The sequence below is a fragment of the Runella sp. SP2 genome, assembly GCF_003711225.1.
In the GTDB taxonomy this organism is placed as follows: Bacteria; Bacteroidota; Bacteroidia; order Cytophagales; family Spirosomataceae; genus Runella.
The window spans coordinates 4,528,440-4,552,712 of sequence record NZ_CP031030.1; the positions used below are offsets into that span (position 1 = coordinate 4,528,440).

Consider the following 24,273-nt stretch of genomic DNA (forward strand, 5'->3'; position numbering starts at 1 on the left):
AGATGTCATTTTGTTGAAAAAAAATATATCCTAAAAACAAATCGAAAAAAAATTGGTTTTTATCATTAAAAAAACAAATATTTGAACTTTGCGTAGATAATAACCTGTGAGCTTACTATTCTTTAACAAAAAAACACCCCGTAAAAAAAGTTTGGCACGCTGTTTGTAAGAGGGCTTAAATAGACGCCTAATGACCTCTACGTTAAACAGTTGTTAAACATTAATAACCCTTCGAAATGAAAAAGCCTAACCTACACTTAGTTTTTCAATGGCTTATTTTTCTGCCAGTTATCTTGCCTCTGTGCATTGTGTTTGGAGCTATCCAAGGAGTCGTCAATACGGTTGAACAGATGGCCCACCAAATGTGGACTGATGTATCAACCACTGACAAAGTTGAAACCTCCGATTTATGATTTTTTTTGAGAAAATAAGCTTCCAATTCTTTGGAACATTTTCTTCTCGAATTGTAAAAAAAATAGATACTGACCAAACACCCAACCGTATATCAATAAGACAATTTGGTATAGGGGCAGAATAACAAAAATGTTGAAGCACCAAACCGCCCATGTTGCTTCAATTCCTAACCATTTGACCATCCAACGCTTGGTGTACATGACCGTAAAGCCAGTACATGCAAATACAAGCAAGATGATCAACACTTGCCATCCACTTTTAACATTCCACCGTTTCTTTAATTTTTCTATCCAATTCATTGAACGCCCACGTATTGGGTGATGGAGGGTTGTGACTTGTTTTTGGTTTTTGGGAAAAGATACCCAGAGAGGTTACTCGTACAAAAACGGTAGGTGCTCAATACCAATTTCCTCTGGGTCAAGCGATAAAAACTCTTCCCAGAAAGGGTCATTGGGCAGAGCGGCTCGGCAAAGAATTGACTCCTTTTTGACGGGATGAACAAAAAACAACCGACGGGCGTGTAGGTTGATACTACCGTCGTTGTTGGCGCGGGCATAGCCGTATTTCAAATCCCCACGAATCGGACATCCAATTGCGGCCAATTGCACCCTAATTTGGTGCGGTCGGCCCGTGATGGGCGTTACTTCCAACAAAAAGTGCTTATTGATTTCGCCCAAAACGCGGTAATGAAGCTCGGCTTTTTGCGCGTTGGGCACGGGCATGTCGTGGGCTGTAACAAAATTCTTGGCTTCGTCTTTCACCAACCAATTGGTCAATTTATCTTGACTTTTGGGAGGGCGACGACGAACTACTGCCCAATAGGTTTTTTGAACTTCGCGCTTGCGGAAAATTTCGTTCATGCGCTCAAGCCCTTTGGAAGTGCGCGCAAAAACAACTAACCCACTCACGGGGCGGTCGAGGCGATGAACGGTTCCCAAAAATACTTCACCAGGTTTTTCATACTTTTCCTTGATGTAGTCTTTCACTAATTCCAACAGAGGTACATCGCCTGTGGCATCGCCTTGGACAAGGATACCTGGGGCTTTGTTGACAACAATGAGGTGGTTGTCTTCGTATATGACATGAAATGGCTTGGCCATTGTGATAAAGCGTTTGTGTTAATTAACGGTAACGGATACGAGCGGGGGATAGTTTCAATACGATTCCTTTTCGTTAGGGAAATCGTTGGATTTTACGTCCTTCACGTAGTTCTGAACGGCATCGGTCATGATACCGTGCAAATCGGCGTAACGGCGCAAAAAGCGCGGTTTAAACTCCTTTGTAATCCCCAACAAATCGTGTAAAACGAGGATTTGGCCGTCGGCATGAGGCCCTGCTCCAATCCCGATGGTGGGAATACTTACACTTTGCGATACTTTTTGAGTCAGCGACGCGGGAATTTTTTCCAATACCATGCCAAAACACCCAATTTCATCAAGCATTTGGGCATCTTGCAAAAGCTTTTCGGCCTCGGCTTCTTCTTTGGCCCGCACGGTATAGGTTCCAAATTTATAAATAGACTGCGGTGTAAGTCCCAAATGCCCCATCACAGGCACACCCGCACTGAGGATACGCGTAATAGAATCTTTGATTTCGATGCCACCTTCGACTTTGACTGCATGGGCACCCGACTCTTTCATAATTCGAATGGCGGAGTCAAGCGCGGCGCGGGAATTTCCTTGGTAGGAGCCAAAAGGCAAATCGACGACTACAAAAGCCCGTTTTACGGCCCTGACTACGGCTTGGGCGTGGTAAATCATTTGGTCGAGGGTAATCGGCAAGGTCGTTTCGTGGCCTGCGATGACATTGGAGGCTGAGTCACCCACCAAAATAATGTCAATACCAGCGGCGTCAACGATGCGAGCCATCGAATAATCGTACGCAGTAAGGGCCGATATTTTCTCGCCCCGGTGCTTCATTTCCTGAATGATGTGGGTCGTTATTCGTTTTACTTCGACAGAAGATAACTGTGTTGACATAGCAAATTATTATACGATTTTTGGGAGTACTACTAACGAGGACGAAGCCACGGTTCGGGGTTGAGGCGATTGGCTTTGTTGTTATTTAATTTCCAAATCTGAAAGTTAACTTCTGAAATTCCTTCACCATCCGTGGCGACCACCCCAATAACGTCACGCGCTTTTAAACGTTGACCAGGTTGAACGTTGACACTTTTCAGCTTTGCATAAACGGTGTAAAAGTCGCCGTGTTGAACGAGCACCACGTTTTTCATCAAATATTGGTTCTCAATTCCTAAAACGACTCCATCAAATACGGATTTAACGGCCTCACCTGCTTTTGTTTGAATGTCGATTCCGTGGTTTTCTTGGTTGACATTTTTCATTACTTCTTTGGTCCCAAAACCATCAGAAATAAACCCTGGCACGGGCCAAGGTAGGCGACCACGGTTGGCAGCAAAAGAGGATGCAAGCTTTACTTCGGCCTCATTCATCCCGCTTTCATTCACTTCTTCGACTTCTCTTTCTTTTTTCGGCTCGGGTTTGCTTTCTGGTTCGGCTTTGGCTACCTCGTTGTTTTCACGGGGTTTTTCGGTAGGTTTGTTACGGGCGGCTTCTCGTTCAGCCCGTTCGCGCTCAGCGCGTTCGGCTTTTTCGCGGTTGGCTCGTTCGCGCGCAGCAACACGGGCGCGCTCACGGCGTTCTTCGATTTCTCGCTGAATGATGCGGGTCAAGGCATTTTCAAGTTGTTTGTTGGCTTTCCGTACTTCCGATACTTCGGCGATAATTTCTTTTTCGCGACCGCTCAATTCCTTTACAACTTTGTCTTGCTCGCCTTTTAATTGTTCCAAATTTTTGCCTTCCGCAATTCGCGATTGAAGGGCGTTCTCTTGGTCTTTCTTTTTGTTAGAAATGCTCGTTGATTTAGAAATCATCAACGCTTGCACTTTTTTCATTTCTTTGACCTGCTTTTCTCGCTCGTCAGTGTATTGTTTTAAGTATTTATAACGAATCAAAAACTGATTAAAAGTAGGTGCCGAAAACAAGAAACTAAGCTCACTAAGGCTATTGTTGCGTTTGGCGGCGTTATAAATCATCTTTGCATACTCTTCGCGAAGTTTTGAGAGGTCTTTGTCAAGCTCCAATTTTGCTTTTTGCAACTCGCTCAACTCATTGTCCATCAATTTAAGGTCTTCATTGATGAGTTCCACCTTGCGATTTTGGGCATTAATTTGCTGCTTGATGGCCTTGAGCTGCCCCAAACTAGCACGTTTTTGCTCCGTTGTTTTTTTCAACACCCCCTGAAGTTCTTGCAAGCGTTCGAGGTTTTCGCGTTTTTCTTTCTCTAGTTGTTGGCGGCTTTTTTGGGCAAATCCCTGAAGACTTGCTGCGAATAACCCAACAATCAAAAAAGAAGTAAAACGTATTCTATAAATGGCATTCATACAGTGATTTTAGTGTTAGTTTCGTTCGTATTTGGCGGGAATACTGAACGGAAAGCTCAAGGGTTTTTCGCTCAACTCAACTTTTTGGTGCTTAATCCGAAACACCGTTTGGTAGCGTTGTTGGTCTTTTTTTGACTCGTAATCCAACTCAATCAAGCTGGTGTAAGGAAATAAATAATTATTGAGCTGCGTAAAATCTTCGTAGTCGAGCGTAAGGGAGTTTTTGGTGGGCTGCTCAGTCACCAACAGCTTTTTCAAGCGGCGATTTTGCTCACCAATGTAATTTTCGAGGGAAATTTTACCTTCGTCTTGGCGAAGCATAAAGTAGTCTTTTTCTTTTTTGAAGCGTTGGCCTGGTTTCTTCGGAATGGGCATATTCCCCACCAAAATCGACTGAATGAGGTCAAAGCTTAGCTGAAAATTAAACTGCTGACTCAGTCCTGCAAAGTCATACAAATACACTTTTTTGTTGTAACGATCCACAATTTTGATGGAATCTCTGGTAATAATACCCCGTACAACTTCAATGGGACCTTTAGAAACTTGCAACCAAAGCAAACTGTCTTTGCGCATTCGCATAGTCACACTGGCGTCGTCAATTTCTTGATCTTTACTCTTAAACGAGATTTTCGATTTGGCACTCAAATATCGAAAATCAACATTTTCGATATTGATTTTAATATCTTCATGTTCAACGACTGGCTTAACGGCAATTGCGGTATCCTTCTTAGGTTGAACGATGGTATCTACTTTTACGACAGCAATGCTATCGGTGGGGATACTTTGCTGGCTTTTTTGTCGTTGGCGATGGCACGACGACAAGCCTGCAAAGAGCGTAATTCCCACAAAAAACAACCAATTGAGCTTCATTCCTTTGTTTTTATTCTATCAACTGTCCTGTTGCAATTTTTTTATCTATTTGTTGGCTGTTTTCTCCCATGCTTTTGGCCTTTTTCCATTGTTCGACGGCCTTTTCTTTTTCCCCGAGTTGGTACAACACGTCCCCATAATGCTCTACAATGGTACCACTTACCTTGTTATTACTTTCAATGGCCTTTTCGAGATAAGTACGGGCATTTTTGTAGTCTTTCATTACGTAGAGTACCCAAGCATAAGTATCCAAATAAGTGGCATTGGTAGGATGGCGTTCCACCACGCTCGCGGCCATTTCTTTGGCGCGTTCAAGCTTATCTTTACGAAGCGATAAGAAATAGCTGTAATTATTCAGTACGTGGTCGTTTTTAGGGTCAATTTTGAGGGCTGCTTCGTACGAGTCATCCGATTTGGCATACTCGCTGAGCCCGTGGTAGGCATCTCCAAGCTGAGCCAAAATAGCGCCTTGCAAGTCTTTATTTTCGCTCGTCAACTTTTGCGCTTCTTCCAAAGCGTCAACGGCTTGTTGGTACTGTTTTTTAACCAAATGCGCCGAGCCGTTTGAGTACCAAAAAAGTCCTTGATTCGGAAAAGTTTCAATGGCCCGTTCGGAGTGGGCAATAAGGCTGTCCAATTGATTCAAATCACTGTCTAATTGAAGCACTGCCCCCCAGACTTCGTACATCGACGGGTTGATTCGAGCCGCTTTCATGTAGGCGTCACGCGCTTCGGCTTTGCGGTCGGCTTTGGCAAGGAGGTCGGCATACACCACGTAAGCTCGCATGTCTTTGGAGTGCGCTTTGACAATTTCGGCGGCACGATTGAGCACTTCTTGGCGCGTGGCCTCGTCTTTAGCTTCGCGTAAAAGCCCTACCAATGCTTGCATTTTGGTATCGATGTCGGCATTGGGGTTATTAAACATTTGTCCCATTTGCTGATCAGCGGCCTTGTTATCTCCATTTTGGCGGTAAATTTCGGCCAACATCATGCGTGCATCGCCTTGGTCGGGATTGATTTTAAGCGCTTTTTCGAGTTGTTCCTGGGCCTCTTTGGGGCGTTTACCCATAATAAGCAACTGCGCCAACTCCACTACATATTGCGCTTCAGTGGGCTCGGCATTGATGAGTTTGTTGGCTTCGTCAATGGCCTTGTTGGGTTTATCTAATTTCAGATAAATCCGTTGTTTTTGGTGAATAAGGTCTTCGTCGATGCCCAGCGATTTTTCTACATCGTCGTAAGCCTTGAGGGCTTCTTCGTACTTTTCATCCAAAATATATACCGCCGCAAGTTCGAGCCCGTATTCGGCATTTTCAGAATCTTTTCGGATAATGTCTTTGTACAGTTCGGCAGCCTTGCTGTATTTGCGTTGTTGACTGTAAATTTCGGCTAACTGTATGGTATAAAACGTATTATCTGGTGAAAGTTGGGTTGCTTTTTGGGCATAAATAGCAGCTTCGTCCAAGCGTTCGCGTTTGAGAAGAACACGCGCTAACTCGTAGTTAATCGCAGGTACGTTAGGGCTCATTTTGAGGGCAGTCCGAAGCACGCTATCAGCCCGCTGGTATTCCTCCATCGTAGCGTATTTCATGCCGTCGGCAAGCAAAGATTCTAACTCATATCTTTGCGATTTTTGGGCGTCGGTTTCACCGACAGGTTTATTTTTTTGAGCCATCACAAATTGACTCAAAAAAAGGACTACCCAGAGAAAGGATGGATTTTTCATTCGATTAAGAGAATCTCGTTGGCTGGTGCTGTTTAAGGCTCAATCTATCATAAAAAACGAGATAAACGAAGCAAAATTGGAAGAATTTAGCCGTTTTACCAAAATTTATGAAAAACCTACCCCAAAATAGGTGTTTTAAGGGTAAGCGATTTCTAACCAAACGGGGCAATGGTCGGAGTGTACTGCATCAGCCAATTGGCGACAAGCTACGATTTTGTCTTTGAGGTCGCTACTAATGGACTGATAATCAATGCGCCACCCTTTGTTGTTGCCTCGCGCCCCTGCCCGATAACTCCACCAACTATATTCTACCAAGTCGGGGTTGGCGTGGCGGAAGGCATCCGTAAACCCACTTTCAAACCATTTGGTCATCCAAGCGCGTTCTTCGGGTAAGAACCCTGTGGTGTTTTTGTTGCGAACGGGGTCGTGAATGTCGATTTCTTGGTGGGCAATGTTATAATCTCCCACAATAACTAGGTGCTGCCCTGTCTGGCGAAGCGCATGAATCCAGCCGTAAAAATCCTCCAAAAAACGCATTTTGACGTCCTGACGTTCATCACCACTTGTTCCCGACGGAAAATAAGCATTAACGATGGTCAACCCGCCAAAATCAGCTCGAACGACGCGTCCTTCGTAATCGTACAACTCCATTCCGCAGCCATGTACGCAGCGATCGGCGGGAGTTTTGGCAAAAATAGCTACGCCGCTGTAGCCTTTTTTTTGCGCGGCGTTCCAGCCTACCAGCTGATAACCAAGGGCTTCAAACTCAAGCAAACTCACTTGGTCGATGGTAGCTTTTACTTCTTGAAAACAGAGAATATCAAAAGGCTTATCGGCGAGCCATTCGGTAAGGCCATTGCGCATGGCAGCTCGAATGCCATTGACGTTGTAGGTAAGAATTTGCATAAGAGGGATAAAAATTGGTCGCAAATATAAATAGCGCACCCCAACGAGGTGCGCTATTTACAAGATTCTTTTGGAGGAATGAGTTATCCCTGCTCGTTTATTTAATGAGTGATGGCGGCTTTTTTGTCGGTTTTGTCACTGAAGAATATCAAGAACAAAACAAGTACACCCGCTGCGATACCAGCAGGAACCGTCCAGACACTCAGCCAGTTGGTAATATTTTCGGCATTGGTGTTGTTGGCAAGTACTTGTCCGCCCAACCATGAGCCAATACCCATCCCAATGCCGTAGGTCGCCAAGGTGATAAGCCCCTGCGCTTGCGATTTGATACGCTCACCTGCTTTGGTATCGGTATAAATTTGCCCTGTCACAAAGAAAAAGTCGAAACAAACGCCGTGGAGCAAAATAGCCGCGTAGAGCATCCATTCGCTGGTTGAAGCATCGCCATAGCCAAAGCAAAGGAAACGGATAATCCAAGAAATAAGTCCAACGGCAAGCATCCATTTTACGCCCAAACGGCTAAATGCCAACGGAATAAGAAGCATAAAACCTACCTCCGACACTTGCCCCAATGACATTTTGTTTTCTACAAACTCCATGCCCGATGCCCGCAGCGAGGGGTTGGCAAATGCGTAGTAAAACGACAATGGAATACAGATAGCAACCGAGGAAATAAAGAAAATAGTAAACGAACGGTCTTTGAACAATGAAAAGGCATCTGCGCCGATGATTTGACCAATGTTAACAGGCCCTGTAGCACGTGGTGGGGTGTTGGGAAGCGTAAAGGCCAATAGGCCAAGCACCAACGATGTTCCCATCGAAATTTGGAAAATAGTAGCTTTATCGCCCACATTTAAGAAACCGATAAGGTTTGTCACGGCAATCCAAGCCACAGTTCCCATCACGCGAATGGTAGGAAAATCTCTTTCGGGCGATTCGATTTGACGCATCGAAATAGACGTGGTAAGCGCAATGCAGGGCGCAAAACACAAGCAATACAATAAAATATACCAGAAAAAATTACTTGCGTCAGTCACTTGCGAAAGCACAAATAGCAACCCAGCACCGATAAGATTGAGCACGCCGAGTACTTTTTGAGCCGCGAAATATCGGTCGGCTACAGCACCAATAAAAGGCGAAATAATCATAGCAATAGAGAACGCTGTGTAGGCATTCCCGATTTGGTCGCCCGTGGCATTGAGCTGTTTACCTAGATAAACGCTCATTTGTCCGTACCAAGATCCCCACGTAAAGAATTGGAGGAACATCATGAGCATCAGTTGTATCCGAACCGAAGATTTCATAGTTAGTTTTTTAGGGTTTTAATGTTGAAGTGGCGAAAATGAGGCTTTTTACGGTAAATTTCAAAAAAAGTGGGTTTCTCGCCGATACTACTCTTTGATTTGGGGAACATACTAGCGGCCTCGGCCTTCCATTGCGATTTTGTGGATAATTCGGCGCTTTTTGTGAGGAGTATTTGTAATTGATAGGGTTACAAATTTTAGAATAAGGTAGCTTTTGTATTTTTGCTCCATGAAGCAACTAATTCAAAACCTTCAAAACGGACAGACGATTTTGGAGGAAGTGCCCGCCCCTCAGGTAAAACGGGGTGCGGTATTGATTCACACCCGACGTAGTCTCGTTTCGTTGGGAACAGAACGGATGTTGGTCGAATTTGGCAAAGCCAATTTGATTGAAAAAGCCCGCCAACAACCCGAGCGCGTTAAAATGGTGTTGGACAAAATTAAGTCGGATGGCTTAATGCCGACACTTGAAGCTGTTTTTAACAAACTGGGGCAGCCTTTGCCCTTGGGGTACTGCAACGTAGGAGAAATCATTGCCATTGGAGAAGGAGTGAATGACCTGCGCGTGGGCGACCGCGTGGCGTCCAATGGTTCTCATGCCGAAATTGTGTGCGTTCCGCGTCATTTGGTGGCCAAAATACCCGACAATGTCACCGACGACGAAGCGGCGTTCACGGTCATTGGTTCCATTGGTCTTCAAGGAATCCGACTCTTGAACCCTACTTTGGGCGAAACGGTCGTGGTGATTGGATTAGGTTTGATTGGGTTGCTCACGGCCGAATTGCTGCGCCTAAACGGTTGCCGAGTAATAGGAGTGGATTTGGACGAACAAAAGTTAAAGATAGCGGCGAGCAAAGGCATTATTCCGTGCAATCCACGCTTGGGCGATGACCCCGTGAAGTTTGTGGAAAGTTATACCCACGGCGTCGGAGCGGATGGCGTAATTATAACAGCTTCGGCCAAAACCGACGAGATTATTTCGCAGGCCGCGCGTATGTCGCGGAAGCGGGGGCGTATTGTGTTGGTGGGGGTGATTGGGCTTCAACTGAGCCGAGCCGAATTTTACGAAAAAGAATTGACGTTTCAGGTTTCGTGTTCTTATGGGCCAGGTCGCTACGATGATGATTACGAACAAAAAGGCGTCGATTATCCGCTACCTTTTGTTCGCTGGACCGAAAATCGAAACTTTCAAACCCTTCTTCAATTGCTGGAATCGGGGCAGTTGGACGTGAAACCGCTCATTACAGAGGTAATTCCGCTGGAAAATTATGCCACTATTTACGGTGATATGGGCAAAAGTGGGACGATTGCCTCCTTGTTGGCTTATCCCGAAAAGCCTTCGCTTTCCCGAACCGTTCGTTATAATGATACGATTTTTGAAGCTAAAAAAGGAGTTATTGGGATTATCGGGGCGGGTAATTTCACCAAAATGACCTTGCTTCCCGCCCTAAAAGGTGGAGCGGGGGAGTCAAACATCAAATACATTGCGAGTGCGAATGGATTGTCGGGTACGGCGTTGGCTCAGAAACACGGTATTGCCCTCAGTACCACCGACTACCGCGAAATGTTAGCCGACGATGAGGTGGATTTGGTACTTATCACCACTCGTCACCACCAACACGCGCGCCTAACGATGGAGGCTTTGAAAGCGGGAAAACACGTGTTTGTAGAAAAACCGCTGGCAATTTTTGAGGAAGAATTGAACGAATTACTCACCATAAAAACGTCGGTTGCACCTACTGCGAGTGTCACGGTAGGATTCAACCGCCGCTTTTCGCCTCATGCTCAAAAAATGAAATCGCTGTTAGGCAATGCGCCTATGAACGTGATTGCGACCATGAACGCAGGGTTTATTCCTTCCTCGTCGTGGGTGCATGACCGCGCCGTGGGCGGAGGTCGGATTTTGGGCGAAGCCTGTCATTTTATCGACCTAATTACGTTTTTGACGGGTAGCCGAGTCACCGCCGTATGTATGAACGCGATGGGGAAAAACCCCACCGAAACGACAGATAGCGCCAGTATTTTGTTGCGGTACGAAAATGGCTCAACGGGCGTCATCAACTATTTTTCCAATGGCAACAAAGCCTATTCTAAAGAGCGAGTCGAAGTGTATTCGCAGGAAAGAACGCTGGTTTTGGACAACTTTCGTACGTTGGAAGGATACGGCTTTAAAGGCTTTTCAAAGCTCAAAACTACGCAAGACAAAGGGCACAAAGCGCAGTTTCAAGCCTTGATGGAACGAATTCAGAGCGGCGGTGCTCCTCTGATTCCTTTTGACGAAATTGTCAATACAACCCAAGCCTCTTTTGCCGCCCTTAGGAGTTTGAAAGAAGGGCGTTGGGTGGAATGTTGAGGGGATAGCATACCCTAAACCGACCCGTCATTCCTCCTAAAGCGTTAGCCAATAATTGAGTTTAAACACAATGGCACGGCTTTTATTCCTGAAAAGGGGATCGGTGTAGTAGTTGTCGGTATAAACCAAGAAAAAGTCGGACATGGGTTTGTAACGCCACTGCAAACGACTGTTGACGTTGAAGTTGTTGCGTTGGGTGTTAAACTGTAAAAACGTTGTCCAAAACAGTTGGGTAGAAAAATTAATTTCTACCCTTGGACTAACCAACAACAAACGGTCGCTACCGTATAGCGTAGGCAATTTGATGTCGTTTTGCTCAAAATTCATCGAAAAATTTCCCCAAGGCTGGGCGCGGTACGTCATTTCGAGCGAATACTGCTGGAGCGTGCCGTTGTAAAACCCTCCCGCGCGTACCGCCGCCGTAAAGTAAAACTTCTTCCGATAGTCGGAGCTGTAGGTGGCATTAACCTGATTAAACACATACCTGCTCGACGGCAACGCGTGGTCGCTGTCGGTAAATGAAAACGGGAAAAGCGCCCGTACGTCGTTGTGATCAAAACGTAAGCCAAACGAACTCGCATTCTGAAACTGAACGTCGTAGGTTAAGCCTAAGGTGTATTCGTTGAGCGTTCCGTTCGGGTTCCAAACAAAGAAATTTTCAGCCCCAAATGCGTGATTGTTCACTTTGCTGTCTTTGGGACGAATATTAAACTGCGTTTCGCTATACACTTGGTGAAACCCTAAACGAATGGTAGTATCCGACTGGATTTTCCCAAAGCGGTCAACAATATAAGTTGGGTTTTCGAGACGGTTGATGAAACCCATATCGGCGTAGTAATTGCTTCCAATACCAAAATAATCAACAAAAAAACTAACCGTACGCCCAAAATACCCCGCCCCAAATTGCTTGGCCGTATTATCGTTGGTAACGGTGGGTTTTTGTGACCAATGATAGCCCGTCCACACATTCAAATCACCTTTGGTATTGGAGTAATTAAACTCCAATCCTTGATTTCGTCCGTACTCCCCCATCGGGTTTTGCAAGCGCTCGTTTTCGGTCATAAAACCCTGACGGTTCAACACATAGCCCTTGACCAATGAGCGTTTTAGTACTTTTCGGTTGAACGAAAAAGCCGTAAAATTTTGGGCGGGGTCTTCCCCTTTAGCCGCCGTTTGCATCGACATGAGGCCGACGCGCCAGTTTTTGTCCAAATTGCCACTCAAACGCGCTCCAGCCAATATCGGCAATGGCTGGGCGTTGCGGTCGAGCCCGATGGCACGCGAGAAAAAAGGCCGAAAGGGAGGAATACCGTAGTTGCCAAAAAGGTCAGCATTTTCGAGGAAAAACGTTCGTCGTTCGGGAAAGAAAATGTTGAAACGCGTCAAATTGGTGACTTGACGATCCACTTCTACTTGGGAAAAATCAGGGTTGACCGTCAAATCAAGATTGAGCGAAGGTGTTACTGAAATTTTGGCATCCAAGCCCCCGTTGAAGGTACCTTTGGTGGGCGTGCCTGCCACGTGGTCGTGGGAAGTACCACCCGTAATGTAGGGCACAATCGACGCATTACCCTTCACCGCAGGCGGAGGCGTTTCCCAATTAAGTGCTGCCGTATATCCCAAATCGTACCCGTTGAAGTTGACAGGAATAAATGTCCACGTAGAGTACTGATTATTTTTAAGGTCATTTCGCCCAAAATTAACGCCCCACTTTGTCTTGGAAGGGTCATAGCGCAGGGTTTTGAAAGGAATCGCCATTTCGACCGTCCAATAGGTAGGATAGACTTTTGTTTGTGAATACCATTTATTGTCCCAGCTTCCCGTCATTTCTTCGGTCTGAAACGCCAATAAGTCCTCAAACTGCGCATTGGCTACACTTACCCCAAAAAAGAACCCATTGGTACGCTCGTTGATAGGGTCTAAAATGAGACCAAAAGCATCTGAGCTCCAGTAGTCACCGTCGCGTTTGAGGGTTTGAATGATATGCGAATTTGTATCGTGGCATACGGCTGCCACGTACAAAAACTTATCATCGAAGGTCATCCGCACCTCGGTATCGCGTTTGATGGGGACGTTGTCTTGGGGCCAATGAGAGGCAAAATTTTTGGAAACTTCTAGCCCCTGCCAGGCTAAATCCGACAAATCTCCGTCGATTTTTATTTCTCCTTTGGCTTTACGGATAACGTGCTGGTATTTCTCTTGGTAAGCAGCTCCGCCGATGCCCGTGGATTTTTCTTGGGCATTACTGGCAAAACTTGAAAGAACAATAGCTGCGAGATAAAGAGTAAATTTTTGAAAATACATAGATAGAAATAACGGCTGTTGAAACAAAGTACAAAGGTATCTTATCTAATTGGCTAAACAGACTAACTACTACGCAAATGGTAAAAAAACAGTTACCAACCGTCGTTTTTATCGAATGACAGTTTACTTTACGTTTTTGGTTTTATGCAACTTATGAAGTAAGTTTGAGTAAATATCACTACTTTCTCTACCAGCTTTTATGATACGTATTTTTACCACGGGCGTCGCTACACTTGGCCTGATTGTGGGGCTTTTAGTTCAGGCTTCCGCCCAAAGTCTTCCTAGCCCTTCAACTTTGTTTAAACGTCAGGTAACGTTTGGAACAGGGGGCGGATTTGCGGGAACAACCCGCAGTTTCGTCCTGCACGAAAACGGAGATTTGTGGGTACGCGAACGGGCAACTGATTCTCTCAAATTGCATAAAACCCTCAGCGACAAACAAACAAAGCAGTTTTTCCAGTCGGCTGACCAACTCCAATTGGACAAATATAAGTTCAATAACCCTGGCAATGTTTACTACTTTATTGAGTATAATAATCCTAAAAAGAGGTTAAAAGAAAAAGTGACGTGGGGGGATTCTAAACGGAAAGTTTCAACCTATGTACAACGCTTTTATAATCAGCTCATAAAAACGACCTAAACTTCTTACCCATGAAAAAATATTTATACACGTTCGCTTGTTTGGGAGGGCTGTTTTTTTCGGCACATGCCCAAAAGGACTTAAAACAACCGTCACGAACTTCTGTGACGACCACCGACGAGCTAGCGCGTAAGCTAGGTGCGCAAGATGTGGACAATTCGATGTATCTGCGAAACGCTAATCCCATTGAAAAGGCGGTTATCGACGGCAGTGCAGGTCAACTAAATGAGTTTACAGCACTACGTGAGGGGATTCGGGTTGTGAAAGACCCTTCAACGGGTTTGCCCATTTATATCGAAGGTCGCCCCAAAACGATGCTAAAATCGGCGCGAAAGGCCAGTACGTCGGCCGAAGCCAAAGCGTTTGATTATTTGTCGTCGGTCAAAGGATTATTGCGCATAGAAAATCCTGACCAACAATTTGAATTAAAACAAATTGATACCGATGAGTTGGGACAAAGCCACCTCCGTTTACAACAATTTCACAAAGGTGTGCCTGTATATGGCGGCGAGGTAGTGCTTCATACCAACCGCGACGAAGTAACGACGCTCAACGGTAAGTTTTTTCCAACACCTACCTTGGCAAATACCGTGGCAAACCTAACCCTGCAAGCCGCTGAGAAAGTGGCTTTGGACGAACTAGCCAAAACAACGGTAGTGCGCACCATGACCTTTGGCGAGAAAAAGCTTTTGCAGTACGACAAGCCCAAAACTGAGCTTTTTGTCTATCATCATGTTGACCAAACAACGCACCTCACCTACCGCATTGAGATCCACCCCAACTTTTTGGAGCATTGGGTGTGTTTTGTAGATGCCCACACGGGAGAAGTCTTGAAAAAATACAATAATCTATGCTCGCTCGATGGCCCCGTAAAAGCCACCGCCTCTGACCTTAACAACGTCAGTCGGTCGATTGATGCGTATTTACACCAAAATCGTTATTATTTATTGGATGCAAGTCGGATTAGTCCCGACGGTAAAGCCATGTTTAAAGCCTCCCTTTCGTCCTTGCCCGACAGTCCGATTGGGGGTATATTGACCATCGACGCACAAAATTCATCCGTCGATAATGAAAACCTCAACTTAGCCCACATTACTTCTTCCAACAATTCTTGGAACAACAGAACGGCGGTATCGGCGCATTTCAATGCCGCTACAGCTTTTGAATATTTTAAGACGGTTCATAAACGAAATTCCATTGACGGAAAAGGCGGAACGATTATTTCTATCATCAACATGAACGACGAAAAAGGGGCGATGGACAATGCCTTTTGGAGTGATAAACTGATGGTGTACGGAAATGGAAAATCGGCGTTTAAACCACTGGCGGGCGGACTTGACGTAGCGGCGCACGAAATGACGCACGGCGTGATTCAAAACTCAGCCAATTTGGAATACGAGTCGCAATCAGGAGCAATCAATGAGTCGATGGCTGATGTATTTGCTACAATGGTGGATCGCCGTAACTGGACGATTGGGGAGGATGTAGTGCGAACAACCGTTTATACCTCAGGTGCTTTACGAGATTTGGCCAACCCCAACCAAGGCGGAACGCGTGACAACGGCTACCAGCCCAAAAACATGAACGAGTACTACACAGGCACGGAAGACAACGGCGGCGTACACATCAACTCGGGGATTCCAAACTGGGCTTTTTTCAAATTTGCCACCGCTACTTCCCGCGAAAAAGCTGAACAGGTTTATTACCGCGCCCTCACACTTTACCTGACTCGTTTATCACGTTTTATTGATTTACGTTTGGCGGTGGTTAAAGCTGCTACCGATTTGTACGGTGCCTCTAGCGCGGAAGTTTCTGCCGCCAAGGCTGCGTTTGATGCAGTAGGAATTATCGATGCTGGTAGTAATTCATCGACGCCAACCAACCAAACGCTTCCCACCAACCCAGGGGAAGACTTTTTGTTGATGTATGCTACGGGCGATAAAAAACTGTACAACGCACCTGTCAATTTATCGAAATTTACTCCTTTGGTAACGGCCGCTATCGCTCACAAACCAAGCGTAACCGACGATGGGAAGTTTGCTTACTACGTAACGACCAACGATAAGTTTATCAAGGCCATTAATTTACAGGGAACCGTAACAGAAACTGTGATTTCAAACGAGGCGATTTGGGAAAACGTAGCCGTATCCAAAAATGGTGAAGCACTGGCCGCCATTACGGTCAACCAAGACAAATCTCTTTGGATATACAGCTATACCAAAAAAGCGTGGAAGAAGTTTACCCTTTACAACCCCACTTCCGCCCAAAACGTCCAAAGCTCACAAGTAAAATACGCCGACTCATTTGAGTGGGATGCCACGGGCGAATACATCATTTACGATGCCTACAACGAAATCGCAACTGCGGGCATTGCGGCGGGTACCAACAGCGGAAAAATTGGCTATTGGGACGTAGGAATTATCAAAGTGTGGGACAATGCCAAAAGCGATTTTGGCCCTGGCACCATCAATAAGCTTATTTCTAACCTAGAAAAAGGCGAAAGCATTGGTAACCCGACGTTTTCTAAAAATAGCCCAAACATTGTCGCGTTTGACTACATTGACCCCGATGGAAATAATTACATCATTGGAGCGAACATCGACCGTGGCGAACTCGCGGGTATCGTCGAAAATAATACCATTGGGTATCCTGAATATTCTAAAACCGACGTTAAAATGGTGTTCAATACCCTCGCCAGCGGTCGCGACGATGTGGGAATTATTGACTTAAATACCGACAAAATTAGCCCAAAAGGAAGTTCTACCTCTTTTGTCAGAAATGCCAAATGGATGGTATGGTACGGAGTCGGAACGCGTACGCTGCCCAAGAAACAAGCACAGACGATTAACGTTTCGGCCATTGCCGATAGGACGACCAAAGATACGCCGTTTGGCATCAGCGCGACGGCGACCTCTCAGCTACCCGTCGGCTTTAGTTTGGCGTCGGGGCCTGCCGAGCTTTCGGGAAGTACAGTGACATTGACAGGAACAACAGGAACGGTGCAGATTGTAGCCTACCAAACTGGAAACTCGGCGTTTTATGCCGCCCCCAACGTCACTATTTCGTTCCGCGTAAACCCCGCTCCTGTGATTTTATCGGTGCCTACGACCACAACGCAAGTTATAGCATACCCGAACCCGACGATGAATTTGTTGACGATAAAAGTGCCTAGCAATGTCGTCATTGAGGACATTCGGATGACAACCACCAACGGAATGACCCTACTCAATCAAACACCGCGTAGTAATAACGCTCAGGTGGACATGAGTCAATTCTCACAAGGCACGTATTTGCTGCACATCAAAACCAACGAAGGCTCCGAAACGCAGAAAGTGATTAAACAGAACTAAGAAAACTCTGTTCAACTGAGGTTGTGACCAACCTCAGGCACTTGTGTTTCTGGTTGCTCAACACTTGTGCTTCTGGTTGCTCACAACCAGAAGAAAACCACAACACCCCGCTTCAAAAGTAATTTTTGGGACGGGGTTTTTCTTGGGCACAACTTTTTGACGGAGAAATGTGTTGCCTTTTTGTAACACCCACATTAACAAGCTTCACACAATGAAAAAAACAGTAGTTAGCCTTTTTGCCTTTTTGCTCTCACTTTCCGCGTTTTCACAAACTTCTATTCCCAAAAGTACGTGGCGGGCAGCGCTCCTTCGAGGGCATAACGAAGTAGTATTTGGCCTTGAAATTACGCCCAAAGCCAATGGTCGCTACGAAGCAATCGTCATCAACGGAGCTGAACGACTTCCAATGGACGAAGCCTACTTAGAGGGCGATTCGTTGCACATTCCGATGCTCATCTTTGATTCGGATTTGGTCGTCAAAGTAGCTGGTAATCAAATGAAAGGTTCGTGGAAGAAAAACCGAAATGGTACGTGGGTGTCGGTGTTGCCTTTCAAAGCAGATAAAGGAAAAATATATCATTTTGCCAAAAAACCACAAGCGACTTCGCACAACGTATCGGGCAAATACGCTACTTATTTCCAACGCCCTGAACGCAAAGATTCGTCGTTTGCAGTAGGGATTTTGGAACAAAAAGGAAGCAAATTGGCAGGAACGTTTTTAACCCCAACGGGTGATTATCGTTATTTGGCGGGCGACATTGTGGGCGATAGCTTGTTTATGTCTTGCTACGATGGTTCGCACGCGTTTTTGTTTCGGGCAGCCATTTTGCCTAATGGTAAAATTCGCGGAGGAATGTGGTCGGGTATATCGGGTTATCAACCGTTTACCTCTACCCGCGACGACAAGGCGGCTTTGCCTCCTCCAACGGCACTTACCTACCTAAAACCTGGCTACGAAACCCTCGATTTTTCATTTCCCGATACGAAAGGAAACAAAATTTCCCTCAAAGACGAGAAATACAAAGGCAAAGTAGTAGTACTGCAACTGTCGGGAACATGGTGCCCCAACTGCATGGACGAAACGAAGTTTATGGTGCCTTGGTACAAAAAGAACGCCTCACGCGGGGTTGAAATCTTAGGATTGATGTTTGAACGCTCGCCCGACATGAAAGTGTCAGGACCCAAAATCGACTTCATGGCCAAGCGTTTTGGCGTGCCCTATCCGCTCGTATTGGCAGGAACCAACGATGCCAACGCGGGACAAGCATTGCCAGCCCTTAACAAAGTGGCGGGGTACCCAACCACCATTTTTATTGATAAAAAAGGCCGCGTTCGCGAAATCCATACGGGCTTCTCGGGGCCAGGGACTGGCAAGTACTACGACCAATTTATCGAAGAGTTCAATGCACTGATTAGCAAACTATTGGCCGAATAATTGAACGGTTAACAAATTAACAATTAACTGTCCCTAAGCACGTAACAGCCTAGTGTCTCAAAAAGAAAAATTACTCCTGTTTGTGTTGGCGTGTTTGAATTTCACGCACATCATGGACTTTATGATAATGATGCCGCTCGGGCCACAACTGATGCGGCATTTTTCTATCTCTCCGCAAGAATTTGCGCTATTGGTATCTGCGTATAGCTTTAGCGCGGGTTTGTCGGGTTTTATGGTGGCATTCATTGCCGACCGCTTCCCGCGCAAGCAAATCATGCTTATAGCCTACATCGGGTTTGTTGTCGGGACGCTGGCTTGTGCGATGGCACCCACGTTTTGGCTGCTGATGGCCGCCCGAACGCTGGCGGGTGTTTTTGGAGGTGTACTTGGCGCACAAGTGATGTCGATTGTGGGCGATGTGTTTGAATACGAACGCCGCGCGCGGGCCATGGGCGTCGTAATGACGGCTTTTTCGGTAGCGTCAGTGGTCGGTGTTCCGTTGGGACTGTATTTAGCGACGGAGTTTAGCTGGCACGCCCCTTTTTGGTTTGTGGGAATACTTGGAGTAGTCGTGATTGGGTTGATATGGATGTACGTGCCGCGGTTGGACGGTCATTTGAAAGAACGTACCCAAACGAAGCATCACCCGTTGGAAGCGGTAACGCATATTTTGCAAGATTCCAATCAACTGCGCGCATTACTGTTGACGAGCGTAATTATGCTCGGTCACTTCAGCATCATACCTTTTATTTCACCCTATTTGACCATCAATGCAGGTTTTGGTGAAAACCAACTGTACTTAATTTACGCAGTAGGCGGAGCATTGACACTCTTTACTTCTCCCCAAGTTGGAAAACTCGCTGACCGCAAAGGGAAATACCCCGTTTTTGTGGTGTTTGCGCTGTTATCGACCTTGCCAATGTGGCTTATAACCAACATGTGGACCAATAGCCTCGTGATTGTGTTGGGGACGGCCGCGATATTCTTTGTTTTTTCAAACGGACGTTTAGTACCTACGCAAGCCATGACGTCGTCGGTGGTATTACCGCAGCAAAGAGGAAGTTTTATGGCGATTAATTCTTCGTTGCAGCTGTTGATGCAGGCCGTAGCGGTGTATTTGGCTGGCATTGTCATTCAGAAAGCCCCCGACGGAAAGCTCTTGCATTACGACTGGGTAGGCTACGGGGCAATGATTCTCATCACGTTGAGTGTCTTCATCGCCCGCACTGTCAAGCCTGTGGAGGCAGTGTAAGAGAGTGTCGAGGGTAGAGTGTCGAATAAATGGATTCAATTCGACACGCTGCACTCTACCCTCGACATTCAAATCGACACTCTCACTATTTCCATCCGTCCCGATACTGGCGTTTTACAAACGCATTGGCAGGGTCGAAGTTGGTAATTTTCATGTTTTGACCATCCCAAAGTAGTTTTTTACGACCCGTAAACTTGCCATTTTCACGGTAGAGATAGCTACGAACGGCCAAATTTCCCATTAATACAATTTCGGTGAGCGGCCCTGCCTCGGCAAACGACGAGCTGGTGTAAGTACCATAACCTGCTTTGCACGCTTTGACCCACTGTTGTTGGTGGCCTGCGGTATCTCCTTCCACAAGTGGGCGGGTCGGAGTAGGGAATTTCACGTCTTGCAGCTGTCCCTTGACAAATAATTTAGGGTTTTCGCCAAAAAGCTCACAAGCCAATACCCCTTTGGTTCCGATAAACATCACACCGCCGTCGTTGTCGGCAAATACTTTTTCATAATCGCAGCCCTCGGGGAGTTTGGGTTTGATACCCCCGTCGTACCAAGAAAGGCTCAATTCTGAAAATTTCTTAGAACTTGGATGCGGGAATTTGAGGTGAACCGAAGTGGCTTGAGGCCCAATATCTTCAAAAAATGCTTCGCGGAAAAAGTCGCTATATACCGAACTCGCCGAACATTCGACCGATGTAGGATAGCTCAATTTTAACGTTCGGAACGGCACATCCATAAAGTGGCAACCCATATCACCTAGTGCCCCTGTGCCAAAATCCCAGTAGCCGCGCCAACGGAACGGCATGTAGGCTTCGTGGTATTCGCGGTAAGGAGCAGTACCAAGCCACAAATCCCAGTCAACTTCGGCAGGAATGGGCATGGTTTCTTTTTTGTCGCGCGGAGATTTTACTCCTTGTGGCCAAACGGGTCGGTCAGTCCACACCTCTACCGTATGTACTTCTCCAATCATCCCCGATTGTACAATCGCTTCGGTTTGGCGCGTGCCTTTGCCGCTACTCCCTTGGTTTCCCATTTGGGTCACGAGTTTTTTCTCTTGCGCAAGTTGCGTGAGCATTCGTGCCTCCCAAATGTCGTGGGTGAGAGGCTTTTCGAGGTAAATATGTTTGCCCAATTGCATCGCCGCACTACCAATGACGTAGTGCATGTGATCGGGGGTAGTGACAATCACCGCGTCGATGTTTTTGGCTTCTTTGTCCAACATTGTGCGGTAATCTTTGTAATAGGGTGCGTTGGGGAATTTTTCGCGGTATTTTTTGGCTTGACGGTCATCGACGTCGCAGAGCGCCACGATGTTATCGGAGCCGTTGTTGTAGGCTTGTTGGATGTTATAATCAGCTTTTCCACCACAGCCTATGGCCGCGATATTGAGCTTGTCGCTGGGGGCGGTATAGCCTTTGCCTAATACGTGCCGTGGCACAATCATGAAACTGGCGGCTGCTACTGCGCTACCTTTCAAAAATTCGCGACGAGCGACGTTTTTGCTGTCTTTTTGGTTCATAGGCTTGTAGTAGATGAGTGTTTTTCATCAAAGCCTAACGGAGTGGTTTTTTACTTTTTGGATGCGTGCATTGGAATGTGCATGGGGTTTCTCAAAACCCCATGACTTGGTTTCTCAAAACCAAGCGCTGTAACTTAACGAGGTTTTGAGAAACCTCTTCCGTGGATTTGAGAATCCACGGGCACTTAGGACTTATAATCAGCCACGTTGATGACTTCGTCGCAAAAATCGTATTCAGCAGGAACGTTGGAACAAATAAGAACCAGTTGATTAGAGACAAGCTGTTGCACTTTTTCCAAATACCAAGCCGACCAGCGCGCATCAAGGTTAGAAGTTGGCTCGTCGAGCATGACCACGGGTACGTCCGAGTAAAAAGCCAAGGCAAGTTTCAGGCGTTGCTTCATTCCCGACGAGAAATATTTGATGGCCTTGTCTTTCGAGGCTGTCAGTTCAAGTTGTTCGATGATTTGGGCTTGCGAAATCGACGGCTTGAAGGGCTTAAACCCCGCGTGAAAGTTCAGGAGTTCGGTAAGCGTAAACTCTTCGATGAGTTCGAGGTAAGGTGCGGCAATGACCAACTGCTTGTACCACTTATCTTCTTCAATCGTTTGATTGTCAATAATGTAGTTTATTTTTCCTTCGCTACAAGGAGTCGCGCCCGAAAGTACTTGGAGAAGTGTCGATTTTCCGCTGCCGTTGGGCCCCACAAACGTATAACTTTTGCCGCTTTGAAGGGTGTGGCTGAAGTTTCTAAAAATCCATTCGCGGTTGAAACGCTTGCCAAGTTGGTCGATGAGGAGGTGCATGAAAAGTAAGATAAGCCCAAAACTTCGGCAAAGGTCTAAAACTTTACCGAAGTTAAAAAGCCTACGGCTAGACCTTTCCAACCCATTCTTTAAATAATACCAAGTCTTTCTTCATCGCAGTGATGAGGTCTTGCGACGGAATACTGAGTTTTTTTGCCCCATTTTCTGCTCCACCGAGCGGGTACTCGTAGTGCATCGTAATGGGTACTTGAAAATTGTACTGCTTCCAAATTTCAAAATATCGTTTCCAGTTGACTACTCCTTCACCCAGCGGACAACCGAGTTTACCCCATTTGTCATTGTTTTTTCTCCAATAAAAATCCTTAATGGCCAGCGACTTGATGTGAGGAGCAATCAAGTGCAGTCCCGTTTCCCAAGACCCACCTGCTTCGGCAGTCGCGTGATTGATATCGTACTGACAGCCAATAGCTTGGGAAGTAATTCCTTGAAGTTGCTGATGAAAATCCCATAACGACGCCCCAAAATAGTTTCCTGAGTGGTTTTGATAATGACCTACAGCGCCGTATTTTTCGTTGAGCGCTGACACAGCTTTGATTCGTTGACCGATAGCGGCACTTTGGGAAGCAATGTCTTTTTTGAGGTCGTAAGGATACCAGCCCATACGATAATGCTTGATTCCAAGAGATTTGGCCGTTTTGAGAATGCGTTCCGATTGCGCATCGGCGTCCAAAATCGTGGTCACCATCATCGGAATTTCAAGTTTATGCTTTTTGAAAGCAGCCACTGCTTTGGGCAAATCTTCTTCTACGCGTTCGGGTAAGACGTGCCCCCCAGGACGAACGGTGAGGTCAAGCCCGTCGAAGCCAATCCCCGCAATCGTTTCGGCCAGTTGGTCATAGTCCTCAATCCATTGGAACATTTTGGAGAAAACAAAGATTTTAGGCGAAGCCACCACGGGTGCTGCCACCGAACTAAAAGCCGACGGAGCAAGGGTACTTCCAACGAGCGTGGTTCCGATAAATTGACGACGATTCATGTTGATATTAGTAATGTTTTATGAACGATTATGGTCTATTTCATGGGTACAAAGAAAGAGGCTTTACCCAACAATCTTGCGCGCATACTGCACATTTTGGGGATAGGCTTCGTCCAACGTTTTACCTTGTGGCATCGCGCCCTCAATGTGCGCCCATCCTTTGAACCGAATCTGTCGGAGCAATTGACGAATCCTCGGCCAGTCAATCGAGCCTTGGCCGAGCAAATTGCCGTTTTCTTTGAGGTGGACTTCGCAAATGAGCTTTTGTTGACCCAGCAAAGGAATTTCAGTGTAAGGGTCGTGCCCTGCGTCGGCGGCGTTGCGCGGGTCGTAATACACTTTGAGATTAGGCGAACCCACGGCCTCAATGATATCGAGGTGCTCTTGCGCACTTAGGTAGGATTCAATCGCGAGCGTAATTCCCTGTTTTTCGGCTTTAGGAACAAGATTTTTTAGACGTTCGATGACGACCTTTTTTCCAGTCTCATCGTTTCGCAAATCACCCTGCGAAAAAAAAGCCAATAGTACCACCTTAACCTCTAGCGCTTTGGCAGCGTCGATACTTCCACTAATCCAGTCAACGGTACGTGCTTCGGACTTGAGTGGGACTCGATTTAGTTCGCCAATGGCTAAACTTGCCATCTTAACCCCTGCATTTTGGGAAGCCTCCCGCATGGCCTGTTGGTTCTCGGGGCGTAGAAGATAACTTTCGTCGGAGCGAGAATTATAGCTGAGTTGCACACCATCAAGTCCTATCTTTTTGGCATACGCAAAAACGGCTGGATTACAGGCCCGTTGCAAAGACCAATCGCAAGCACCTAACGGATAACCACGTCGAAGCGAGTCGGATAACGGGTCAAAAGGAGCCGTGAAACAAGTGGCACTTAGGAGCGCCGTTTGGCGGAGGGCATCGCGACGATTCATAGAAAACGGAGGAGCTTGGACGTTAGTACCAAAAGCGAAGAATTGTTGGAAAAATACTCTTTAAAGGTTA

19 protein-coding genes are annotated in these 24,273 nt (G+C 46.2%); 6 read left to right on the forward strand and 13 right to left on the reverse strand.

Annotated features, from left to right (window positions below):
• Positions 1 to 236 precede the first annotated feature (236 nt).
• Positions 237 to 413 carry a hypothetical protein gene (locus tag DTQ70_RS30770; protein WP_164490095.1) on the forward strand — a complete coding sequence of 59 codons (177 nt, stop codon included), beginning with the start codon at positions 237 to 239 and terminating at the stop codon, positions 411 to 413.
• On the opposite strand, the gene DTQ70_RS18055 is transcribed toward DTQ70_RS30770, so the two are convergent.
• From DTQ70_RS18055 to DTQ70_RS18090, 8 genes are all read right to left on the reverse strand, one after another.
• On the reverse strand, positions 408 to 713 hold the full coding sequence (locus DTQ70_RS18055; protein ID WP_122932103.1) for a DUF6787 family protein: 306 nt from the start codon (positions 711 to 713) through the stop codon (positions 408 to 410). The two genes, DTQ70_RS30770 and DTQ70_RS18055, sit on opposite strands and share 6 nt — an antisense overlap.
• Before the next feature lie 72 nt (positions 714 to 785).
• Positions 786 to 1,514, reverse strand: coding sequence for an RluA family pseudouridine synthase (locus tag DTQ70_RS18060; protein ID WP_122932104.1), 729 nt, complete (start codon positions 1,512 to 1,514; stop codon positions 786 to 788).
• Between the two features lie 54 nt (positions 1,515 to 1,568).
• Positions 1,569 to 2,393, reverse strand: a complete 825-nt coding sequence (panB, locus tag DTQ70_RS18065; protein WP_122932105.1) for a 3-methyl-2-oxobutanoate hydroxymethyltransferase — start codon at positions 2,391 to 2,393, stop codon at positions 1,569 to 1,571.
• A gap of 32 nt (positions 2,394 to 2,425) precedes the next feature.
• Complete coding sequence (locus DTQ70_RS18070; protein ID WP_122932106.1) at positions 2,426 to 3,817, reverse strand: murein hydrolase activator EnvC; 1,392 nt, start codon at positions 3,815 to 3,817, stop codon at positions 2,426 to 2,428.
• A gap of 15 nt (positions 3,818 to 3,832) precedes the next feature.
• Positions 3,833 to 4,687: a DUF4292 domain-containing protein gene (locus DTQ70_RS18075; RefSeq protein ID WP_122932107.1), complete on the reverse strand. Its 855-nt coding sequence runs from the start codon at positions 4,685 to 4,687 to the stop codon at positions 3,833 to 3,835.
• 10 nt (positions 4,688 to 4,697) lie between these two features.
• Positions 4,698 to 6,413, reverse strand: a complete 1,716-nt coding sequence (locus DTQ70_RS18080; RefSeq protein WP_122932108.1) for a tetratricopeptide repeat protein — start codon at positions 6,411 to 6,413, stop codon at positions 4,698 to 4,700.
• A gap of 135 nt (positions 6,414 to 6,548) precedes the next feature.
• Positions 6,549 to 7,319: an exodeoxyribonuclease III gene (locus DTQ70_RS18085; RefSeq protein WP_122932109.1), complete on the reverse strand. Its 771-nt coding sequence runs from the start codon at positions 7,317 to 7,319 to the stop codon at positions 6,549 to 6,551.
• A gap of 101 nt (positions 7,320 to 7,420) precedes the next feature.
• Complete coding sequence (locus tag DTQ70_RS18090; RefSeq protein WP_122932110.1) at positions 7,421 to 8,623, reverse strand: MFS transporter; 1,203 nt, start codon at positions 8,621 to 8,623, stop codon at positions 7,421 to 7,423.
• A 229-nt stretch (positions 8,624 to 8,852) separates the two neighbouring features.
• Between DTQ70_RS18090 and DTQ70_RS18095 the strand changes: the two genes are divergently transcribed.
• On the forward strand, positions 8,853 to 10,976 hold the full coding sequence (locus DTQ70_RS18095) for a bi-domain-containing oxidoreductase (protein ID WP_122932111.1): 2,124 nt from the start codon (positions 8,853 to 8,855) through the stop codon (positions 10,974 to 10,976).
• Between the two features lie 36 nt (positions 10,977 to 11,012).
• Here the strand turns inward: DTQ70_RS18095 and DTQ70_RS18100 are convergent, their stop codons facing one another.
• A complete protein-coding gene (locus tag DTQ70_RS18100) occupies positions 11,013 to 13,280 on the reverse strand; it encodes a carbohydrate binding family 9 domain-containing protein (protein ID WP_122932112.1) in 2,268 nt (755 codons plus the stop codon).
• A gap of 199 nt (positions 13,281 to 13,479) precedes the next feature.
• On the opposite strand from DTQ70_RS18100, the gene DTQ70_RS18105 reads away from it, so the two are divergent.
• From DTQ70_RS18105 to DTQ70_RS18120, 4 genes are all read left to right on the forward strand, one after another.
• On the forward strand, positions 13,480 to 13,920 hold the full coding sequence (locus tag DTQ70_RS18105) for a hypothetical protein (protein WP_122932113.1): 441 nt from the start codon (positions 13,480 to 13,482) through the stop codon (positions 13,918 to 13,920).
• A gap of 11 nt (positions 13,921 to 13,931) precedes the next feature.
• Positions 13,932 to 17,270: a M4 family metallopeptidase gene (locus DTQ70_RS18110; RefSeq protein WP_122932114.1), complete on the forward strand. Its 3,339-nt coding sequence runs from the start codon at positions 13,932 to 13,934 to the stop codon at positions 17,268 to 17,270.
• 211 nt (positions 17,271 to 17,481) lie between these two features.
• On the forward strand, positions 17,482 to 18,705 hold the full coding sequence (locus DTQ70_RS18115) for a peroxiredoxin (protein ID WP_122932115.1): 1,224 nt from the start codon (positions 17,482 to 17,484) through the stop codon (positions 18,703 to 18,705).
• 52 nt (positions 18,706 to 18,757) lie between these two features.
• Positions 18,758 to 19,957: an MFS transporter gene (locus DTQ70_RS18120; RefSeq protein ID WP_122932116.1), complete on the forward strand. Its 1,200-nt coding sequence runs from the start codon at positions 18,758 to 18,760 to the stop codon at positions 19,955 to 19,957.
• A gap of 85 nt (positions 19,958 to 20,042) precedes the next feature.
• On the opposite strand, the gene DTQ70_RS18125 is transcribed toward DTQ70_RS18120, so the two are convergent.
• The 4 genes from DTQ70_RS18125 to DTQ70_RS18140 all read right to left on the reverse strand — a co-directional run bounded on the left by DTQ70_RS18125 (position 20,043) and on the right by DTQ70_RS18140 (position 24,203).
• Complete coding sequence (locus DTQ70_RS18125) at positions 20,043 to 21,476, reverse strand: Gfo/Idh/MocA family protein (protein WP_122932117.1); 1,434 nt, start codon at positions 21,474 to 21,476, stop codon at positions 20,043 to 20,045.
• A 185-nt stretch (positions 21,477 to 21,661) separates the two neighbouring features.
• Entirely contained in the window at positions 21,662 to 22,282 is a 621-nt protein-coding gene (locus DTQ70_RS18130) for an ABC transporter ATP-binding protein (RefSeq protein ID WP_122932118.1), read from the reverse strand.
• Between the two features lie 67 nt (positions 22,283 to 22,349).
• Positions 22,350 to 23,279, reverse strand: a complete 930-nt coding sequence (locus DTQ70_RS18135; RefSeq protein WP_122932119.1) for a sugar phosphate isomerase/epimerase — start codon at positions 23,277 to 23,279, stop codon at positions 22,350 to 22,352.
• Positions 23,280 to 23,342: 63 nt separating this feature from the next.
• Entirely contained in the window at positions 23,343 to 24,203 is an 861-nt protein-coding gene (locus tag DTQ70_RS18140; protein ID WP_122932120.1) for a sugar phosphate isomerase/epimerase, read from the reverse strand.
• Between the last annotated feature and the right edge of the window lie 70 nt (positions 24,204 to 24,273).

Bases quoted from the DNA above. Each gene is read 5' to 3' on its own strand.
- DTQ70_RS30770 (WP_164490095.1), top strand. From the start codon at position 237: ATGAAAAAGCCTAACCTACACTTAGTTTTTCAATGGCTTATTTTTCTG.
- DTQ70_RS18055 (WP_122932103.1), bottom strand. From the start codon at position 713: ATGAATTGGATAGAAAAATTAAAGAAACGGTGGAATGTTAAAAGTGGA.
- DTQ70_RS18060 (WP_122932104.1), bottom strand. From the start codon at position 1,514: ATGGCCAAGCCATTTCATGTCATATACGAAGACAACCACCTCATTGTT.
- panB (WP_122932105.1), bottom strand. From the start codon at position 2,393: ATGTCAACACAGTTATCTTCTGTCGAAGTAAAACGAATAACGACCCAC.
- DTQ70_RS18070 (WP_122932106.1), bottom strand. From the start codon at position 3,817: ATGAATGCCATTTATAGAATACGTTTTACTTCTTTTTTGATTGTTGGG.
- DTQ70_RS18075 (WP_122932107.1), bottom strand. From the start codon at position 4,687: ATGAAGCTCAATTGGTTGTTTTTTGTGGGAATTACGCTCTTTGCAGGC.
- DTQ70_RS18080 (WP_122932108.1), bottom strand. From the start codon at position 6,413: ATGAAAAATCCATCCTTTCTCTGGGTAGTCCTTTTTTTGAGTCAATTT.
- DTQ70_RS18085 (WP_122932109.1), bottom strand. From the start codon at position 7,319: ATGCAAATTCTTACCTACAACGTCAATGGCATTCGAGCTGCCATGCGC.
- DTQ70_RS18090 (WP_122932110.1), bottom strand. From the start codon at position 8,623: ATGAAATCTTCGGTTCGGATACAACTGATGCTCATGATGTTCCTCCAA.
- DTQ70_RS18095 (WP_122932111.1), top strand. From the start codon at position 8,853: ATGAAGCAACTAATTCAAAACCTTCAAAACGGACAGACGATTTTGGAG.
- DTQ70_RS18100 (WP_122932112.1), bottom strand. From the start codon at position 13,280: ATGTATTTTCAAAAATTTACTCTTTATCTCGCAGCTATTGTTCTTTCA.
- DTQ70_RS18105 (WP_122932113.1), top strand. From the start codon at position 13,480: ATGATACGTATTTTTACCACGGGCGTCGCTACACTTGGCCTGATTGTG.
- DTQ70_RS18110 (WP_122932114.1), top strand. From the start codon at position 13,932: ATGAAAAAATATTTATACACGTTCGCTTGTTTGGGAGGGCTGTTTTTT.
- DTQ70_RS18115 (WP_122932115.1), top strand. From the start codon at position 17,482: ATGAAAAAAACAGTAGTTAGCCTTTTTGCCTTTTTGCTCTCACTTTCC.
- DTQ70_RS18125 (WP_122932117.1), bottom strand. From the start codon at position 21,476: ATGAACCAAAAAGACAGCAAAAACGTCGCTCGTCGCGAATTTTTGAAA.
- DTQ70_RS18130 (WP_122932118.1), bottom strand. From the start codon at position 22,282: ATGCACCTCCTCATCGACCAACTTGGCAAGCGTTTCAACCGCGAATGG.
- DTQ70_RS18135 (WP_122932119.1), bottom strand. From the start codon at position 23,279: ATGAATCGTCGTCAATTTATCGGAACCACGCTCGTTGGAAGTACCCTT.
- DTQ70_RS18140 (WP_122932120.1), bottom strand. From the start codon at position 24,203: ATGAATCGTCGCGATGCCCTCCGCCAAACGGCGCTCCTAAGTGCCACT.